Genomic DNA, 20,327 nt, shown 5'->3' with positions numbered 1-20,327 from the left:
GACAAATTAGTTTCCTGCATAAACTAATCATCTAAAGCAGAAAATTTTTCTGCTAAAACAATAGTGTTAATTTTTGGACAGGAGTAAATGCTATCCATTATGATGGAATAAACTTAAACAAATGAGGAGGCTGCAGATGATTTCTTATAAAGACAGAAATGAAGTAAAAGACATAGAGAAATGGAATCTTAGTGATCTGTACGAAACAGAGCAAGCTTGGAAAGCAGATTTGGACATAGTCAGTGAAAAGGTTGGCGAGATTGCTACCTACAATGATAATATAAACGATGCCAAAAGCTTGCTTGCCTATCTAAAGCTATCTGAAGAAATCGGTTACATATATAGGAAGGTTTTCGCTTACGGCATGCTGCTGCTTGATACAGATACCAGAAATAACAGCGCTCAAAGCCTTGTAGACCAAGCGAGAAGTGCAGGGCAAAAATGGAGCAGCGCAAGCTCGTTTTTTATGCCGTATCTTTTAAGCCTGGAAGAGAGCCAATTAAAAGCATATATTGCGCAAGAAGAAGGCTTGAAATATTTTGAAAAGGATTTGCTGGAGTCGTTTGCCTATAAAAAGCATGTTTTAAGCAAAGAAAAGGAAGAGATCTTATCAGAATTAGGGGAGTCCCTGTCTGTTCCAAGCCAAGTGTTCGGGATGATTAATAATGCAGATATTAAGTTTGGGGATGTGACAGATGAGAACGGAAACAAAGTTGAGCTGACAAGAGGTATGTATTCAAAGCTGATGGAAAGCGATGATAGAGAAAAAAGAATCGAGGCCTACAAGGCATACTATCAACCTTATCTCGGACTCAAGAATACAATTGCAGCAACTTTTTCATCTGCAGTCAAAAATAATGTTAAAACATCCAAACTGCGCAATTATCCTTCAGCCCTTGAAAAAAGCTTGTTTGGTGATCGGGTTCCAAAGGAAGTTTACGAGAACCTGATAGAATCAACTAGAAATAATTTGAAATATATGGATGGATATATGCAATACCGCAAGCAAAAATTAGGTGTCGATGAGCTGCATGCATATGACTTAAGTGTTCCCCTTGCAGGCGAGGCAGCGAAGCAGGAAATCTCATTTGATGAAGCCTATGATATTATGCTGAAAAGCTTAGAGCCGCTTGGGTCTGAGTATATTGATGTTTTGAAAAGCTTTAAGGAAAAACGTTATTTTGATGTGAGAGAGACACCAGGGAAAAGGTCGGGAGCTTATAATCTAGGAGTATACGGGGTACACCCATTCATCCTGTTGAATCACCGAGATGACCTTGACAGTCTTTTTACATTGGCGCATGAGTGCGGCCATGGGATGCATTCTTATCTCAGCAATAAGCATCAGCCGGCAATCAGTGCAGGATACAGCATCTTTGTAGCTGAAGTTGCATCAACAGTCAATGAAGTCTTGCTGATTCGGTATCTGTTAAAAACAGAAACAGATCCGAAAAAACGGGAGCATTTATTGAACCACTTTATCGACAGCTTTAAAGGGACTTTCTTCACGCAAGTAATGTTTAGCGAGTTCGAAAAAGAGGTACATGAGAAAGCAGAAAAGGGAGAACCGCTAACACTTGATTTTTTCAATGAGACTTATGAGACTCTTTTTAAAGCTTACAATGGCAGCGAGCTAGTCCTTGATGATGAAGTGAAGCACGGGTGGTCAAGAATTCCGCATTTTTATCGTCCGTTCTATGTTTATAAGTATGCAACAGGCTTTGCTTCTGCTATTACAATTGCTGATAAGCTTTTGGAAGGCAAACAGGAAGACTTGGATAGCTATTTAGAATTCTTAAAGAGCGGCAGCTCAGATTTCCCATTAGACTTGCTGAAAAAAACAGGTGTTGACTTAACTACTCCAGAACCAATAGAACATGCAATGTCTATTTTCCACTCTCTTGTAGAAGAGATGACAAAAAAGGGTTAAAAATTGGTTAAAGCCGTATACTTTGTATACGGCTTTCTTGAACCGTTAGGAACAAGTTGCATAAAAATTAATTATTTTGCATAAAATTTTTATTGGTATTTTTCTAGAATGGAGAAAAACTCAATCACGTAATGATAGAAAGTTTGTACAGACGGCGGCAGCTCTCGGTTTTTGGGAATGATAATACCGACCGTACGGCTGATTGCAGGATTCTCAATTGGCACCCTTGCTGTGAATTTTGGAACATTATCATAAAAGGTGCTTTCAGGAAGCAATGTCACTCCCATTCCAGCTGAAACTAACCCTTTAATAGCATCTAAATCCTCTCCCTCAGAACTTATATTCGGCAAAAAACCTTCTTGTTTACATGCATCATAAGCTATTTTTTGCAAAATATAACCTTTCGGAAACAATACAAATGATTCATTTCGTAAATCCCTTAGCCGAAGTGTACGTCTTTCGGACAACGGATGATTGCTTGGGAGAAGGGCAAAGATTTTTTCTGTAAATAATATATTCCCTTTTAAATCAAAATCATCTGTCGGTACAGGGCCTAATAACGCTAAATCCAGATCTCGATTTTTTACCGCATCGATTAAGAAACTGTATGAGCCTTGTCGCAATTGAAAGGCTATGTTCGGATGCCTTTCTTTAAAAGCGGAAATTATCGTCGGCAGCAAATGACTGGCAAGGCTTGTCGGAAACCCGATTTTAATGGAGCCTCTTTCTGGATCTAAATAAGCATCAATTTGTTCTTTAGCACGATCTACTGCTTTCATAATCGCAAGGGAATGAGTTAAAAATATTTTACCAATTGATGTCAATTTGACATTTCGTCCTTCTCTTTCAAATAGAGGGACACCTAGCTCATCTTCCAAATTAGCAATTTGTCTGCTTATAGCGGATTGCGCAACATGTAGGCGTTCAGCAGCTTCTGATACATGTTCTCTTTCTGCAACTTCGATGAAATATTTCAGTTGTCTTAATTCCATTTTTTAGGTTAATCCTCCTATTCATCTCAATATTAGATTACTTCTATCCAAATAATATATTGTATATATGAATTTGCATAGTATAATTGGGTTATCTGAACAAAAAAAAGTGTTAGAAAATCTGACAGGGGTGGTTGAAATGACGTACAACCAATTAGCTAAAGCACAAGGTCTATACCGACCTGAATTTGAACATGATGCGTGTGGAATCGGGTTATTTGCTCATATTAAGGGGATGGCAACTCACGACATCGTTTCAAAGGGACTAAGCATGCTATGTAAATTGGATCATCGCGGTGGTCAAGGCAGCGATCCGTTGACAGGAGATGGATCCGGATTAATGGTTCAAATTCCAGATGCATTTTTCCGCAAGGAGATTACGGATTTTGAATTGCCAGAGCGCGGACAATATGGTGTCGGAATGGTTTTCTTTTCAAAGGATGATCCAAACAGACATGAAATTGAAAATAAGATAAATGAATATATCGAGCTTGAGGGCCAAGAGCTACTCGGCTGGCGAACTGTACCTACAGATGTCAGAAAAATCGGAAAAGTCGCTCAAAAGAGCTGTCCTGTAATTCGACAAGTGTTTATTAAAAATAATAATGGTTTAGAGAAGCTTGGTTTCGAACGCAAGCTTTATATTATCCGTAAATTATCTGAAAATTGGGGCAAGGCAGAAGAAAGAGAATTTTACTTTGCGAGTCTGTCTACGAGCACCATTGTATATAAAGGGCTGTTAACTTCCGATCAAGTAGAAACATTCTATCTTGATGTGCAAGACCCAGAATTCGTGTCCGCATTTTCTATTGTGCATTCACGTTTCAGCACAAATACTTTTCCAAGCTGGGAAAGAGCCCATCCAAACCGTTATTTGATCCATAACGGAGAAATTAACACATTGCGCGGTAACTTCAATTGGATGAAGGCAAGAGAACAGCAATTTGTGTCAGAAGCTTTCGGTGATGACCTGCAAAAGGTTCTGCCAATTCTTGATGCAAATGGAAGTGATTCATCTGTTTTCGATAACGCCTTGGAATTCTTCATTCTTGCAGGCCGTAAGCCGGCTCATGCAGCAATGATGCTTATCCCGGAGCCTTGGACAGAGAACCCTCACGTGACTGGCGAGAAAAGAGCATTTTATGAGTTTCATAGTGCAATGATGGAGCCATGGGATGGTCCGATGGCCATCACATTTACAGATGGTAAGCAAATCGGGGCAATATTAGACCGAAACGGTTTACGTCCTGCTCGTTATTATGTGACAAAAGATGATTATATTGTGTTCTCCTCCGAAGTAGGTGTTGTACCGGTAGAAGAAGAAAACATTCTATATAAAGACCGTTTAAGCCCAGGAAAAATGCTGTTAATAGACTTAGAGGAAGGCAGAATCGTTTCTGACGATGAGCTGAAAAGCGAAATTTCATCTCAAGAGCCGTATGCAGAATGGCTGGAGGAAGTTGTTAAGCTAGAGCAATCGGAAAACGATGAAGCAGAGTCTTTCCAAGATTTACTGACACGCCAGCGTGCTTTCGGATACACGTATGAAGATATCCAAAAAAACTTGCTGCCTGTTGTAACAGAAGGCAAGGATCCAATCGGTTCAATGGGGAATGACACACCGCTTGCTGTATTGTCTGAAAAGTCCCAATCATTATTCAACTACTTCAAGCAGCTGTTCGCCCAAGTAACCAATCCTCCTATTGATGCAATCAGGGAGCATGTGGTCACATCAACATTGACTTGGTTAGGAGCTGAAAGCAACCTGCTTCACCCGACAGCTGAGAATTGTCGCCGCATTCAGTTGGAAGGTCCAATCCTTTCTAATGCTGAAATCAATCAGCTGAAAGCAAATGAGCTGTACGGATTTACAGCACAAAGCTTTGCAGCGACTTTCACAGATAACTTGGAGATGAGTCTTCAAAGCCTGTTGAAGCAAGCAGAAAATGCCATTGCTGAAGGTGTTAGCCTGTTAATTGTAACGGATAGAGGAATGAATCAAGAACAAAAAGCTATACCTGTCCTGTTAGCAGTCAGCGCACTGCACCAGCATTTAATTGAAAAAGGACTTCGATCAAAGGTTAGTATCATCGTAGAATCAGGTGAAACAAGAGAGGTTCATCATTTCGCGAGCTTAATCGGTTTTGGTGCAGATGCTATCAACCCGTATTTAGTGTATGCGACTTATCAGAAGACAATTGAAGATGAATTGCTGAACATTTCCTACGAGGAAGCTGTAGCACGCTATAATCTTGTAATTACTGAAGGTGTCGTTAAAGTAATGTCCAAAATGGGTATCTCTACCGTGCAAAGTTACCGCGGAGCCCAAATCTTTGAAGCAGTCGGCATTGGCCAAGAGGTTATCGATAAATACTTCGCTGGAACTGTATCACAATTAGGCGGAATAGGTATAGAAACAATTGCAAAAGAAGCTGCTGACAGACATGATGCAGCATATGCAAATATTCTGGATGAGACTTTAGATTCTGGAAGTGAGTTCCAATGGAGAAAAGGCGGAGAACATCACGCGTTCAATCCAAAGACAATTCATACATTGCAATGGGCATGCCGAAAAGCTGATTACAGCTTATTTAAGCAATATTCAGAGGCAGCCAATGAAGAGAGATTAAACTTCTTGAGAAATTTGTTTGCCTTTAATGCTAACCAGAATCCAATTGATCTAGAAGAAGTCGAATCAGTTGAATCCATTGTAAAAAGGTTTAAAACAGGAGCTATGTCCTTTGGATCGCTTAGTAAGGAAGCGCATGAAACATTGGCAATTGCAATGAACCGTCTAGGCGGCAGCTCAAACAGCGGGGAAGGCGGAGAGGATCCAGCCCGTTACGAGCTTGATGTGAATGGCGACAATCGAATCAGCGCCATTAAACAGATTGCATCAGGACGTTTTGGTGTAAAAAGTCATTATTTAATAAATGCCCGCGAATTGCAAATCAAGATGGCGCAGGGTGCAAAGCCTGGGGAAGGCGGACAGCTGCCAGGAAACAAAGTATATCCTTGGGTTGCAGACGTAAGGGGCTCTACTCCGGGAGTTGGCTTAATTTCACCTCCGCCGCATCATGATATTTATTCTATTGAAGATTTGGCACAGCTTATTCACGATTTGAAAAATGCGAACCGTGATGCTCGAATCAGTGTGAAGCTTGTTTCAAAAGGCGGAATCGGCACGATTGCTGCAGGTGTGGCAAAAGGTGCGGCAGATGTTATTGTTGTTAGCGGCTATGATGGCGGTACGGGTGCATCACCAAAAACAAGTATCAAACATACTGGTCTTCCGTGGGAGCTTGGATTAGCTGAAGCACATCAAACATTAATGCTTAATGGTTTGAGAAGCAGAGTTGTCCTAGAAACAGACGGAAAGCTGATGACAGGTAAAGATGTTGTGCTGGCAGCATTGCTTGGCGCAGAAGAATTTGGCTTCGCAACAGCACCGCTCATCGTCTTAGGATGTGTAATGATGCGTGCTTGCCACTTGGACACATGTCCAGTCGGGATTGCCACACAAAATCCAGATCTTCGTTATAAATTTGCTGGAGATCCAGATCATGTTGTCAACTTCATGCGTTTTGTCGCAGAAGAAGTAAGAGAGATTATGGCACAATTAGGCTTCCGCACTGTTGATGAGATGATTGGAAGAACAGATGTATTAACTGTCGGTGAGAATGCTAAAAACCACTGGAAAGCAAAAGACCTTGATTTAACTAAGCTTCTTTACCAAGTGGATGGAATTAGAACATTCCAAACGCCGCAAAACCATAAAATTGCAGAAAGCATTGATATGAGAAAAATCCTGCCTGCAGTAGAAAAAGCGATTCAAAATGGCGAAAACATTGACCTGCACTACCATGTACGCAATACAGATCGTGTTATCGGTACAATTGTCGGCAGTGAAATTTCTAAAAAGTATGGAGAGCAGGGATTGCCTGAAGATACAATCAATCTGCATTTATCAGGATCTGCAGGCCAAAGCTTAGGTGCATTTATTCCAAAAGGATTGACAATCCGCTTGAACGGCGATGTGAATGACTATGTTGGAAAAGGTTTATCCGGCGGTAAAATCGTCATTAAGACTCCATCAGTTGAATCGTTTTCTGCTCAAGATAATGTTATTGCAGGAAATGTTGCATTCTATGGTGCAACTAGCGGTGAAGCCTTCATTAACGGTAAAGCAGGAGAGCGTTTTGCAGTCCGAAACAGCGGAGCTAGCATTGTAGTTGAGGGTATTGGTGATCATGGTCTGGAATATATGACAGGCGGGGAAGTAGTCATCCTTGGTGAAGTCGGCAAAAACTTCGGTGCAGGTATGTCTGGAGGAATTGCTTATGTATTGCCAAGCGACAAGGACAGCTTTAAGGATCTTTGCAATATGGAAATGATTCTGCTTGAAGAATTGACAGATAAGGCAGAGTTGGAGAGAGTAAGGACTTTAATCAGTAAACATGCGGAACAAACAGACAGCTTCTCAGCACAGCAAGTGTTAAACAGCTGGGAGAAAAATGCTGCTAAATTCGTAAAAATAATCCCTAAAGATTACAAACGGATGATCAGCCAAATCCAAGAAGGCATTGACCATGGATTAACGCAAGAAGAAGCGGAAATGAAAGCTTTTGAGAGCAACTCAAACCAAGGCAAAAAAAAACAGCAAACTACTAAGATGACTTTAGCAGTTCGGTAAGAAAGGAGAGAAAACAATTGGGCAAAGCGACGGGTTTCATGGAATATAAAAGAGAGGAAGCGGAAGAAAGGTCTCCCCTCTCCCGCATTAACGATTTTAAGAAGTATTCTGCTCCTTTCTCTGACGAGGTGCTAAGCAGACAAGGTGCACGATGTATGGATTGCGCCACACCATTTTGCCATATCGGGATGGAAATCGGAGGAAGCACCTCCGGTTGCCCGATTCATAACTTGATTCCTGAATGGAATGATTTAGTTTATAAAGGAAGATGGAAGGATGCACTTGAAAGATTGCTGAAAACAAACAACTTCCCTGAATTTACAGGAGCAGCATGTCCTGCCCCTTGTGAAGGGTCTTGTGTTCTTGGCATTTCCGATCCAGCTGTAGCGATTAAGAATATTGAGAAAACTATTATCGATAAAGGGTTTGAAAACGGCTGGATTTCACCAAGAATACCATCACACCGTACAGGCAAGAAAGTAGCGATTGTCGGTAGCGGTCCTGCTGGCCTTGCCAGCGCTGATCAGCTTAACCAGGCGGGGCACTCTGTCACTGTATTTGAGCGCTCTGATCGTCCTGGCGGGCTGTTGATGTACGGTATCCCTAACATGAAGCTGGAGAAAAAGGATGTTGAAAGAAGAGTTAACCTCCTGACACAGGAAGGAATTGATTTTGTCACAAATACGGAAATCGGTAAAGACATTACGGCTGAAGAGCTAAAAGCTCAGTTTGATGCTGTTATCCTTTGTACTGGAGCGCAAAAGCAAAGAGATTTAAATATCGAAGGCAGAGAAGCAAATGGCGTTCATTTTGCAATGGATTATTTGACACAATCAACGAAGAGCCTGCTTGATCCAAGTCTAGGTAAACCGAGCATTGATGCAGAGGGAAAGGATGTTATCGTGATCGGCGGCGGTGATACTGGGGCAGACTGTGTTGCAACAGCACTTCGTCAAAAATGCAAAACAGTTGTTCAGTTCGGAAAACACCCACAGCTAGGATTAGCTCGTGCTACTGATAATATGTGGCCTGCTTTCCCTCATGTTTTCACACTTGATTATGCGTATGAAGAAGCACAAAAGCAATTTGGTAAAGATCCTCGTGAGTACAGCATCCAAACAACGAAAATGGTGCATGACGAAGAGGGGAACCTGAAGGAGCTTCATACAGTGCAAATGGAGAAAATCAGACAAGAGGACGGCAGATTTTTATTTAAAGAGATTCCTGGCTCAGAAAAGGTTTGGCCTGCTCAGCTAGTGTTTATTGCAATTGGATTTGAAGGTCCAGAACAATCTGTTCTTTCTCAGTTTGGTGTAGATACACGCAATAACAAAATTGCCGCTAAATATGGCGAATTTGAAACAAATGTAGATGGCGTTTTTGCAGCAGGTGATGCAAGAAGAGGCCAAAGCTTAATTGTATGGGCAATAAATGAAGGCCGAGAAGTTGCGTATAAAGTAGATCAATATTTGATGGGTGTAACTTGTTTGCCAACCGTTAATGCATAATTATTTTCTGGTATCCTAAAGGATGCCAGTTTTTTTTATGGAAGAAGAATAAATCATACATAAAATGGGTAAAAAAATGAAAATGTGTTTACCCTTTTTATTATCTTTTTTCATCTAATAGTATATAATGGGTAAAAATCAAGGGCTGTCCTCGTAATAGAGCAATTAATATTTAAGTTTTTTGGACATTGCCTGCAACAATTCAAGGGGAGTGTCGGAGATGAGAGATGTAAGACTGACAGATATTTTTAAACACCATATTGCGCAGAAGTATATTACGCGATCAGGATTAGCTCATGCTCTGGCCGTAGCTTATCATGCTTTTGAGTTGGCTAAAGAAAGAAATATAGATGTGGATAATGCCGCTAAAGCAGGATTTCTTCATGATATGGGACATTATACGTGGTATAAGGACGGTAAATGGGATTATCAGCTGTATAAAAAAAATGATATTCATCCTATTAAAGGGGCAGAAAGAGCACATAAACTCCTTATCAGACTCGGTGAAAATCCGGTTAAAGCAAAAGAAATTGCATTAGCTGTTTTGTTTCATACAGACAGTTTCATTCCTGGAGGAAATGTCATCCTAACACCGCTGCAGGAAATTGTTAAAGCAGCAGACGAAAAGGATGAGGAGCCAGGCGGGCATCACCATTACCGGACGATAAGTATTAAAAGAGCAATAGAGAGCTTGGAAAGACTAGACGAAAAAATTGATAAATATATCACCCAAGACGAAGATAAAACGGAAGGAAAGTAGGCAATTATGCCCCTTTTCCTTCCGTTTTTTTGCATTATTGCATAATTGCAAAGAGCGGAAAAATAATAAAGGGAAATTAACGAATAGGAGTATTATCATGACAGCTAAAATGATACTTTATATAAGTTTGCTTCTCCCGTGGTTTTCCTTGCTGTTTGCTAATAAGAAGCGCATTAAAAAGTATATACCTGTAATAATTTTAACGGTTTTTTTAATGACAATCATTTTTCAAATAGCGTTTCATTATAAATGGTGGATTATTCATACATATATTGTTCCATGGGGATATATGATTGATGTTAGCTTCGCATATGGGCTATTTCCGGTAGGAACGTTTTGGATATTTTATTTCACAAGCAGCCGCTTTATTATTTTTACGATTACGAACATCATCATGGATACATTAATGGCATTTGCAGTGCTGCCAGGCTTAAGTAAGCTTCATATTGCTGAATATAAAGGGATTGCTCCATGGCAGTATTTTTTAATCATGTACGGACTTTCGTTTATCATATATGGTTATTATGTTTGGCAGCAGAGGATATACAAGGAAGACCCTTGAGTCTTCCTTTTTTCATTCATGATGACAATTTGGTGCTATAATAAAAAAATCATTAAGAAGTTAGAAGGGAATACAATGATAAGCACCTCTAGATATATAAAAGAATGGCAGCTTGCTCTTCAGCAGGAAATAAATCATTTAAAAAGGTTCTCCAGTACGAAAATAGCGTTATTTAATGGCCAACATCTTCAAACAGAGGAGAACTATACATATTATTTTGAAAGCATTTCTTTCGTTAAAATACCTATCGGTTCATCGGTTGTCCTTACTTGGGGGAAAGCCAAGATTAACGGCCGCATTCTGTCTTCAGATGGTAAAAGCTTAATCCTCCAGATTGACAAATCAATCGGCGATTATGTGTCAGAAGCTTTTGTCTGCCACGATCCTTGGGAGCTTTTGGAGCAGCTGATGATCCGGTTTGATGCGATTAAGGAAAATAAGACGAAAAGAATGCGAATTAAAAGGCTGATGAATCCTTCCATGCCTGCGAAGCATCCCCAGGATATGATTAAAAACCATGTTCATGATCTTTCCTTGAGAAGCAAGTATAATCCCATCACCTTTGTATGGGGACCGCCGGGAACAGGTAAAACATATACATTAGCAAGAGTTGCCCTCCAAAAATATTGGAAGGGAAAAAGGATTCTTCTCCTGTCTCAAAGCAACCAAGCAGTAGATGTGCTCATGAAGGAAATAACGAAAACAGCACAAAGCAAAAAAAGATTTAAAATTGGCGATATTCTCCGGTATGGAGGCAATGCAGCAGAAATGGATATGCACGATGAAAAAATAACAACAAGTGCACTTCTTGACGAGAAGGACAAAGCTTTAGCTGTTCAAAAACAAGAATTGTTAGATGAAAAGATTAAATTAAAAAGAGATTTAGCGAGATCCTTCAGTAGCAGAGATTCACAAGCTCTACTTAAAATGGAGGAACAGATTGCAAGAGTATTAGAAAAAATACGAAAAAAAGAATTGCAGTTTATTAAAAAGGCGATGGTAGTTGGCACTACACTTGCTAAAGCTGCGACAGACCCAGCTATTTATGAGGATGAATATGATCTTATTCTCCTTGATGAAGCAAGTATGGCCTATGTGCCGCAAACAGCCTTTGCAGCTTCACTTGGAAAGCGATTGATCGTTTGCGGCGACTTTAAACAATTGCCTCCGATTGCAGCAAGCAGAAGCGAAGCAGTGAATAAATGGCTGAAAGAGGATATTTTCCATGCGTCAGGCGTTGCCGACAGTGTAGCATCTGGGTCCCTTCATCAGCATTTGCTGTTACTGAATGAACAGAGAAGGATGCATCCAAGCATATCGTCTTTTACTAATAAGCATATTTATCACTCACTTGTTTCCGATCATCCAACCGTTTCATCATCGCGAAAAGCGATCACAGAAAAAGGTCCTTTTCCGAAAGAAGCCAATATCCTCTTGGATACAAGTAATTTTGGCTATTATGGCAGCTTTGAAAAAGGCACAAAATCACGTATTAATCTCATGCATATGCTGCTCTCCTTACAGCTGATTGTAGAAGCATGGAAAAGCGGAATAAGAAGCATTGGCTATGTGACGCCATATAGAGCTCAAAGTGAACTGATGGACGCTGTTACCGCTGAACTGTTCCCTAAGCAGCTTGCTGATAGCAGTATTCAGATAGCGACAGTCCATCGTTTCCAAGGCAGTGAAAAGGATATGATTATATTTGACAGCACAGAAGGGTACCCTCATGAGCGGCCGGGAATGCTGCTGCTTGGAAAAGACAGTGAAAGATTATTGAACGTGGCAATTACGAGGTCTAAGGGTAAGTTTATTCATATTGCTAACTGTGATTTCATCAAAAGAAGAGTAGGCAGAGATAAGGCTGTAAGAAAGCTTGTGGAGCATCAATGGAGTGAGAATTTACTAGTTGAACAGCAGAAAATCGGCACATGGATTAATTCCAGCCACCCGTATCTTAAATGGCAGCATGCAAAAAACACGAAAGATATATGGGAAGATATGAAGAATGGAAAAACCATTGTTGCTGCAATGCCGGATATAGTTCAAGTTCCACAAGACTGGCTGCAGCTTTTAGAAGCAATTGCTGCAAACACAATATGCAAAGTATATGGTCCAGTAAAGAGTTTTAAAAATAAACGTGTCGATAGTATGGAATATGACGCACCCTTTCCGTTTGTCATTGTAGATGAACACATCGTATGGATTGGTCATCCACTGCAGCTCGTGCCAGGAGCAAAGCCACCTTCCATAGCAGTCAGAATAGAATCGAAACAGCTTGCCGCCTATTTGCTTAAACAGCTGTCGTAAAATTTACGATGGTTGTTTACAGCCTTAAAGGAAACAGGGTATCATTTAATAGTAGTTTGTAAATTTTTCTGGAGGGATTGCTAAATGACTTTAAAAGAAACGGTTGGGCAAGTGCTCACAACAGAAGATGCTGTAAATAAAGCACTCGAAACATACGATAGTGAAGGGTATATTACTGTCACTGACAAGGAAGCACAAGAGCAAATCCTTGCTAAGCTTGAAGATAATGGATTTTATGTGTATGATGAACAATTTATTGATGGAGTTTACCGTATCTATATTGAACTGTAAGTACATTTGACTGTTTTAGATTTGTTTATTTTTATCTCTTTATGTACAATTAATTCGTCAAGTATATAGGGGGTGTAATATGGAACAGAAGAAGAAATTCCGACAAAACAGATTATTGCTTGCATGTTTGTTGTTGCTAACGATGGGACTTGCAGCATGCGGCAGTACGAATGAAGCGGAGGATTCAAAAAGCTCTACATCTAATTCTCCAACTATTGAGGTAAATCCAATTGTGACCATTACCATGGAAGATGATTCAAAGATTGAAATCGAATTATATCCGAAAAAAGCGCCGAATACTGTCAACAACTTTGTTACACTTGTAGAAAAGGGTTACTATGATGGATTAACATTTCATCGAGTTATTCCTGACTTCATGATCCAAGGCGGAGATCCGGCGGGGAATGGCACAGGTGGTCCTGGCTATGCGATAAATGGGGAGTTCTCAGACAATGGATTTGACAATGATCTGAAGCATGAACGAGGCGTAATCAGCATGGCAAGATCAGGCGATCCAGATTCAGCAGGCTCTCAGTTTTTCATTATGACTAAAACGACAGAAAGCTTGGATGGCCAATATGCTGCATTTGGTAAAGTCATTAGCGGCATGGAAGTAGTCGACAAAATCGTTGCCGTTGACAGAGATGCTAATGATAAACCGAAGGAAGATGTTATCATGAAGAAAGTAAGTGTGGATACGAAGGGCGTTAATTTTCCAGAGCCGCAAAAGGTAGAATAGCACTAGCTTTTTTTAAGGACAAGCAATACATTTTATTTCTTGATAGAATGTATGGTATGATAAGTTGAAACATTTGTCCCAACAAAATAGGGACAAAGATTAAAGGAGATGTAAATAATGGCAGAAAATGGATACATACTAATGCAAAACGGTGAAAAGATCGAATTCGAACTTTATCCGAACGAAGCACCAGGAACAGTAGAAAACTTTACAAAACTTGCTAAAGAAGGCTTTTATGATGGATTGACTTTCCATCGCGTTATCCCAGGCTTCGTAAGCCAAGGTGGAGACCCTAACGGCAACGGTACAGGCGGTCCTGGTTACACAATCAAATGTGAAACACAAGGCAATCCTCATACACACCAAGAAGGCTCATTATCAATGGCTCATGCTGGTAAAGACACTGGCGGTAGCCAATTCTTTATCGTACATGATCCTCAACCGCATTTAAACGGAGTACATACAGTATTCGGTAAAGTAACATCTGGAATCTCTGCTGTTAAAGCAATGAGAAACGGCGATGTTATGGAGAAAGTTGTAATCGGAGAATAATTATAGCAATACTTAGACAAACCCCTATCGAACAAAAAGATCGATGGGGGTTTGTCCTATTCTAACTGTAATTATAGATTTTACGCATCCAAAAAATCACTTTTTTATTACTTAAAGAAGTAAATAATGATCAACAATATACTGAACTATAAGCGGTCTGTACATTGCCTCAATGACCTGCATTTCTGCAAGCATCTGCTGTTGGTATTTAGTTGTACCAGATTCAGAATGGGAGCGGAACTGTGTCAATGACTCTTCCAAGTAAACAATATGCACCCCTTTAGACAGTAAACGAAACCACATTTCATAATCATGTGTATATACCATTGCAGGGTTAAAGTCTCCATATTTTTCAAAAATGGTTTTTTTGATTAAAATAGTACATCCGTTTATTGGGTTAGAGTATAAATAACCTTCATATACTGCCTTCATAGTTGAATAGTTGGCACCATTAGATGGGATTCGTACATTATTGTTACTGTCGATAATATCATAGTTTGTAAAGCTTGCGTCTAATCCTCTTTCCAACATAAATTCCATTTGCCGCTTAAGTTTTTCGGGCTTGAAAAGATCATCTGAGCTAAGCCATGCTATATACTCACCGGTCGCTTCTGCAATGCCCCTGTTCAAAGCTGTTGCAGTACCACCATTTTCTTTTCGAATATACTTTATTCGTGACCTATATGGCATAATTTTTTCTCTGTATTTAACGGAGCCATCGTCAACTAGAACTATTTCTACATTCGGATAGGTTTGATTCAAGGCACTCCTGATGGCTTGATCTACATAAGCGCAATTATAAAAAGGGATGATGATTGATATTTTCGGATACAACTTACTTCCTCCTTCTTTTTATTCCTCTGTTTGTGTAGAAATTCTTTTCAGTAATAGTAATATATGTATATCTCCTGCTTGCTGTATAGGTATGTGCTTGACTGAATTACATCATTCATCAAAGTTTTTTCTCCTTAAAAAACAAAAAAGAGGTCAAATTGGAGCACTTTTCCATATCCTATTAGAAGCATGTTAAAAAATAATGATATGAAGGGATGCTGGAAAACAACAATGAATATTCTATTTGTCTATTATGTGCCGAGCGGCGGGGTGGAAACATTAAATCGCCAACGTTCAGCTGCCCTTAAACAGGCTGGTATTAACAGCCATTTCCTATATTTCCGCAAAGCAAGAGATTTAGTTAATGACCATGAAGGACCAACATTTATCACAGATGATGATACAGAAATTAAAGCAATTTTAGATAAAGGCAATTATCAATGGATGGTAATCATTTCAGACTATAAATCGATTCCGCGCTTTCGGAATTTCGGATACACTGGCCCTATTATTTTGGAAATACAAGGGTATGGACCAAAGCATGTGGCCAAAACCGAAATGACGAACGCAGTACCATATGTGACAACACCAAAAGTTGGGTTACTCAATCCTAAGACACCCCATATTTCTCAAATTTTCAGTGAATTATTTCCGTCCATACCAACCTACCAATTTAATAATTGTTTCGACAGCAAAAAATTCGCGTATAAGCGCCTGCCAAAATCGGAGAAACCGATTGTAGCTTGGATTGGACGACTGGAAGACAATAAAAACTGGAGAGAGTTTCTGCAGATAGGAAAACAGCTCTTAAATGGTGTTAATAATGGTATTCAGCTTTATATGTTTGAGGATCCTACATTATCGACACAAGAGGAGAGAGCAGCCTTTCAACTTTTAGTGGAACAGCTCCAGCTAGCTGAACATTTGACAGTATTGCCGAATATCCCGAATGAACAAATGGCAGATTATTATTCGATGATTGGAGATTCGGGCGGTTTTCTATGCTCTACATCTAAAGTGGAAGGTGCACCTTATTCTGTGCTCGAAGCATTCAGCTGCAAATGTCCTGTACTTACAACAGACTCTGATGGGGTGAGAAGTTCTATTATCCATAATGTAACTGGAAAGTATTATCCGCTAGGAGATATTGAAGCGGCGTGTAAGGAAGCGAAGGAGTTGATGTTCTCCGTACCCTTGAGGGAACATATCCGAACAAGTGCTTACTTGCATTTGAGACGTGAATTCAGTCCAGAGCAGTACTGCCAGAACTTTGTTTCCATGATGAGTGATTTTGGTGTAAAACCACAGAACTAGAGAAATCAACTGGTAACTACTAAAGAGAGTCGCGCATTTCATGCACGACTCATTTTTTATCCTTGATAATAATTGATCATATCAACTAAAGAAGATGTCAGTGACCTTTCCTGCTGCCAGCCTAACCCTTTCAGTTTAACAGGGTATATCACAGGAGCAGTATCGGAAGCATCAGAACAAGCTGATTTTATATCAATAGTTCTTCCTGTTAATTGTTCCAGATGCGCTAAAACATTTCCTAACGACTGGCTAACACCTGTTGTAATATCATACACTTCGTTTTTGCTTCCTTTAAGCAAGATATATTCATATGCAGACACAACATCGCGAACGTCGATAAAATCCCTTGTTGCATTTATATTTTGAACCTTGATAACTGGTGTTCTTCCATCTTTTAAAGCCTCGAGAATATTTTTAATAAAAATTGCACAAACGCCGTTAGAATTACCAGGGCCAATCAAGTTTGTTGGTTTTGCGACTCTAATGTCCATATCATACAGATTAGCCCAAGATAGAGCAATCATTGTTTGGATTGTTTTGCTTAAACTGTAAGGGTGCGGGATAGCGGATATATCCTGTGGATTGGTCTGCAAGGCTGAACCGACAATTAGAATTTTACAGTCTGGCCTGTGATTAGCTGCTGCCTGAAGCAAATAGGCTGTTGATAGCGCATTTATTTCCAGTGTTTTAACAGGATTATCCCAGGAGTCTCCGACATGATTTTGTCCTGCAAGATGCAGCAAGTAATCCGGCTTGCATGTTTCAATTAATTTATCCACATCCTGTTCGTTAGCTAAATCACATAGTAGGAGCTGTTTAATGCCAGGAATGAGGGAATTTGTATTTTTAGCTGCTCCATAAACATGGTAGCCTTTTTCTGCAAAAAATCTGCAAGCGTGGATTCCTGTAAACCCGCTAGCACCGGTAATTAAGATTGTTTTATTCATTTGCTTTCATCCAAGTTTTCATTTCCTTTAGCATATCCAAGTATGAGGGGGGAGTGTAGACATAATCTGTCCTCGTATTTACGATTGTCCTGTCAAGTTTATTTTCCTTATCAGGAAGGATTTTCACATCCTTTTTGTCAAACACTGTTTGGAACAGCTTTAGCAATTCGTACTTTGAAATTTTTTCTTTTACACATAAATGATAAAGACCTGTTACATTATTTTCAATCATCTTTTCAGTTGCTTTCGCCAGCTCTATGGTTGTTACACCATTCCAATATACGTGCTCATATCCATTAATTTCACCAGTCTGCTTCATAAACCACAAGAAGAGGCCAATTCCGTGTTCTTTTTGTTCAGGGCCAATTATTGAAGTTCGAATAGTCAGGTTTTCATCATCTTTAATTTCCCCGTATTGCTTTGTTTTGGAATATTGGGTAGTACCATCTGGAATACTGTCCTCTGTATAATCTCCTTCATCGCCGGAAAACACACAATCTGTACTAATATGAATCAATTTTCCGCCGTTTCTTTTCGCTAGTTTGACGAGCTGATGCGGTAAAAAGCTGTTTACTTGCATGGCAATAAAAGGATTTTTCTCGGCATCTTCGTTTAAGATGCCGATACAGTTAATGATTATATCTGGTTTTATAGATTCAATGATTTTCTCCAAAGAAATCAGATCGGTCACGTCCAGATAAATACTATCTTTATCCTGCTTATCCCTTGATGTGTAATAGACTTTAAATTTCGGATTTTTTCTGAAATAAGCTACCATTACATGTCCTGCCATCCCTTTGCCACCAAGGACTAAGAGCTTCATTTAGATAAGACCGCCTTTCGATAGTATCTCCTTGATTTCCTCTTTGCTGATTAAGCCGATGCCAGAATTATACTCATCCAGGTCAACAGGAGAGCAATTTTCATAATGCTCTTTTAACCCATCAATATGAATGGATGGCAAGATAACATAATATTCCTCATCATAAATGCATGTTGTAGTACACTCATATTTGGACAGCAGCAGCTCATGAATTTTCTCACCTGGGCGGATTCCGAGTATTTCGGTTTTTACATTTTCTACTTGTGAAAGTTCGACTATTACATCAGCTAAGTCTATAATTCGGCATGCAGGCATTTTCATGACAAAAATCTCGCCGCCAAAGCTTTCAAATGTTGCTTTAAATACTAGTTTGATTGCCTCTTGTACGGTCAAAAAGAATCTTGTCATTTTTAGATCTGTGATGCCGACCGTTTGCTTATCACGAATTTGCTTTTTGAAGACATGGATAACACTTCCGTTTGTTCCGAGAACATTACCACCGCGAATGTAGACGAATTTCGTATCTGTATTAAGTGTGTTCGCATGAATGATTAATTTTTCTCCCATCGCTTTTGATAAACCATAGAAATTAGACGGATCAGAAGCTTTGTCTGTTGAAATATAGACGACCTTGTGGACATTTTGTGCAATCGCAGCATCTATGACATTCTGGGTGCCAATGACGTTTGTTTTTAATGCTTCAAGAGGCTGGTGTTCACAAATTGGCACGTGCTTTAAGGCTGCTAAATGGAATAAATAATCGATATTTTGGCATGCATCCATCAAGGTTTCTTTTTCTTTAATGTCACCAATAATAAAATGCAGCTTAGGATGATTGTCAAACTCTTGTTTCATCATGAATTGCACAGATTCATTTCTGGAAAAAATGCGAATTTCCTCTGGATTTTCATTGAGCAGCTGCTTCACCAGCTCATGTCCCCATGAACCAGTTCCACCAGTAATTAAAATCTTTTTATTTTCAAACAACTTTCATTCCTCCCAATACAATTTTTACTATTTTATCTGATACATTTACATGATCATAGCCTTCAGGAAAAGACCATTTTCTTGATTGATTAACCATTGCCTGCACACAGCTTGTGATGTGTTTGCCATTCAGCCCGGACAGGATATTACTTCCGCATTCAATTGTTTCCATCCGTTCTGTAGTCTTGCGGATTGTTACAGTCGGAACATGGAATAAGCAGCATTCCTCCTGGACAGTTCCACTGTCAGTAAGCACACATAGGGCGTTTTGTTCTAGCTTCACAAAATCAAAAAATCCAAATGGCTCATAAAATTCAATTAAAGGATCAATCTTCAGCTCTTTGTTTTGTTCTATACGAGCTCTTGTGCGGGGATGTATGCTGCAAATAATCCTTTTTTTATACAATTTTGCTATCGAATTGATGCCAGTAATGATTTCCTTTAACCGATCTTTATAATCGACATTTTCCGCTCTATGTGTGGTAACGAGGAAATAATCTTGTTCTTTAAGGGAAAGTTTTTCTAATATCCGACTAGAATCAATTTGTTCGCCATAATGAAGCAGTACCTCGTAAATGGGATTTCCAGTCACAAGTATTCTGCTCGATGGGAATCCTTCCTGCATAAGATTCTGCTTGCTTTGTGGTGTGTATGGGAGATTAAAGCTAGAGACACTGTCAATTAGCTTTCTATTTTTTTCTTCTGGAACTTCCAAATCAAAGCATCGGTTTCCAGCTTCCATATGATAGACTGGAATGCCCATTCTTTCTGCTAAAATGGAGCTTAAACCACTGTTTGTATCACCAAGTACCAACACTTTATCCGGCTTTTCTCTATTTAATATCAATTCTAATTCTTTGAATATGACGGCAAGCTGTTCTCCCAACGACTGATGCTTTTCACTAAGCACATAATCTGGCTTTCTTATTCCCATTTCCTGAAAAAATATTTCACTTAATGACGAAGTGAAGTTTTGTCCTGTATGCACAAGGATATGTTTATCTGCCAATTGATCGAGTTTGCCAATTATCAAACTAAGACGTATGATCTCTGGCCTTGTCCCCAATATTGTCAATACTTTCATT

The 20,327-nt window shown here is 39.5% G+C and carries 16 protein-coding genes; 10 read left to right on the top strand and 6 right to left on the bottom strand.

All coding sequences use genetic code 11. The features are described 5' to 3' along the window. The first annotated feature begins 136 nt into the window (after window positions 1–136). Window positions 137–1,930: an oligoendopeptidase F gene (pepF, locus tag M3600_RS12070; protein WP_251646186.1), complete on the top strand. Its 1,794-nt coding sequence runs from the start codon at window positions 137–139 to the stop codon at window positions 1,928–1,930. Window positions 1,931–2,019: 89 nt separating this feature from the next. Here the strand turns inward: pepF and gltC are convergent, their stop codons facing one another. Further along, window positions 2,020–2,922, bottom strand: a complete 903-nt coding sequence (gene gltC / locus M3600_RS12065) for a glutamate biosynthesis transcriptional regulator GltC (protein WP_233313925.1) — start codon at window positions 2,920–2,922, stop codon at window positions 2,020–2,022. Between the two features lie 139 nt (window positions 2,923–3,061). Here gltC and gltB point away from each other — a divergent pair, with 139 nt between their 5' ends. The 8 genes from gltB to M3600_RS12025 all read left to right on the top strand — a co-directional run bounded on the left by gltB (window position 3,062) and on the right by M3600_RS12025 (window position 14,337). After that, window positions 3,062–7,615 carry a glutamate synthase large subunit gene (gene gltB / locus M3600_RS12060; protein ID WP_251646183.1) on the top strand — a complete coding sequence of 1,518 codons (4,554 nt, stop codon included), beginning with the start codon at window positions 3,062–3,064 and terminating at the stop codon, window positions 7,613–7,615. A gap of 17 nt (window positions 7,616–7,632) precedes the next feature. Then, window positions 7,633–9,123 (top strand): glutamate synthase small subunit, encoded by a 1,491-nt coding sequence (gene gltD, locus M3600_RS12055; RefSeq protein WP_233313923.1) that lies wholly within the window; start codon window positions 7,633–7,635, stop codon window positions 9,121–9,123. Between the two features lie 220 nt (window positions 9,124–9,343). Further along, complete coding sequence (locus tag M3600_RS12050) at window positions 9,344–9,883, top strand: HD domain-containing protein (protein WP_233313922.1); 540 nt, start codon at window positions 9,344–9,346, stop codon at window positions 9,881–9,883. A gap of 97 nt (window positions 9,884–9,980) precedes the next feature. Next, the gene (locus M3600_RS12045) at window positions 9,981–10,445 is read left to right on the top strand and encodes a hypothetical protein (RefSeq protein ID WP_237941387.1); all 465 of its coding nucleotides are present in this window, start codon (window positions 9,981–9,983) and stop codon (window positions 10,443–10,445) included. A gap of 75 nt (window positions 10,446–10,520) precedes the next feature. Continuing rightward, a complete protein-coding gene (locus M3600_RS12040; protein WP_251646180.1) occupies window positions 10,521–12,755 on the top strand; it encodes a DEAD/DEAH box helicase in 2,235 nt (744 codons plus the stop codon). An 84-nt stretch (window positions 12,756–12,839) separates the two neighbouring features. Further along, a complete protein-coding gene (locus M3600_RS12035) occupies window positions 12,840–13,046 on the top strand; it encodes a hypothetical protein (RefSeq protein ID WP_233313919.1) in 207 nt (68 codons plus the stop codon). Window positions 13,047–13,125: 79 nt separating this feature from the next. Next, window positions 13,126–13,785, top strand: coding sequence for a peptidylprolyl isomerase (locus M3600_RS12030; RefSeq protein ID WP_233313918.1), 660 nt, complete (start codon window positions 13,126–13,128; stop codon window positions 13,783–13,785). A gap of 117 nt (window positions 13,786–13,902) precedes the next feature. Next, complete coding sequence (locus M3600_RS12025) at window positions 13,903–14,337, top strand: peptidylprolyl isomerase (RefSeq protein WP_233313917.1); 435 nt, start codon at window positions 13,903–13,905, stop codon at window positions 14,335–14,337. 111 nt (window positions 14,338–14,448) lie between these two features. On the opposite strand, the gene M3600_RS12020 is transcribed toward M3600_RS12025, so the two are convergent. Continuing rightward, window positions 14,449–15,171 (bottom strand): glycosyltransferase, encoded by a 723-nt coding sequence (locus M3600_RS12020; protein WP_233313916.1) that lies wholly within the window; start codon window positions 15,169–15,171, stop codon window positions 14,449–14,451. A gap of 231 nt (window positions 15,172–15,402) precedes the next feature. Here M3600_RS12020 and M3600_RS12015 point away from each other — a divergent pair, with 231 nt between their 5' ends. Next, window positions 15,403–16,485, top strand: a complete 1,083-nt coding sequence (locus tag M3600_RS12015; RefSeq protein ID WP_251646178.1) for a glycosyltransferase family 4 protein — start codon at window positions 15,403–15,405, stop codon at window positions 16,483–16,485. A gap of 56 nt (window positions 16,486–16,541) precedes the next feature. Here M3600_RS12015 and M3600_RS12010 read toward each other — a convergent pair whose 3' ends face one another. From M3600_RS12010 to wecB, 4 genes are read right to left on the bottom strand one after another with little or no spacing between them, the layout of a single operon-like run. After that, complete coding sequence (locus M3600_RS12010) at window positions 16,542–17,432, bottom strand: NAD-dependent epimerase/dehydratase family protein (protein WP_251646177.1); 891 nt, start codon at window positions 17,430–17,432, stop codon at window positions 16,542–16,544. Then, window positions 17,425–18,255, bottom strand: a complete 831-nt coding sequence (locus tag M3600_RS12005; protein WP_233313913.1) for a dTDP-4-dehydrorhamnose reductase family protein — start codon at window positions 18,253–18,255, stop codon at window positions 17,425–17,427. Before M3600_RS12005 ends, M3600_RS12010 begins: the two co-directional genes overlap by 8 nt. After that, window positions 18,256–19,242: a polysaccharide biosynthesis protein gene (locus M3600_RS12000; protein WP_251646174.1), complete on the bottom strand. Its 987-nt coding sequence runs from the start codon at window positions 19,240–19,242 to the stop codon at window positions 18,256–18,258. Then, window positions 19,235–20,326: a non-hydrolyzing UDP-N-acetylglucosamine 2-epimerase gene (gene wecB, locus M3600_RS11995; RefSeq protein WP_233313911.1), complete on the bottom strand. Its 1,092-nt coding sequence runs from the start codon at window positions 20,324–20,326 to the stop codon at window positions 19,235–19,237. Before wecB ends, M3600_RS12000 begins: the two co-directional genes overlap by 8 nt. Window position 20,327 lies beyond the last annotated feature (1 nt).

Source organism: Niallia sp. MER 6 (assembly GCF_023714395.1).
GTDB lineage: Bacteria > Bacillota > Bacilli > Bacillales > Cytobacillaceae > Niallia.
The sequence above is the reverse complement of the archived record's forward strand: the minus strand, read 5'-3'. Positions and strand labels throughout refer to the sequence as shown.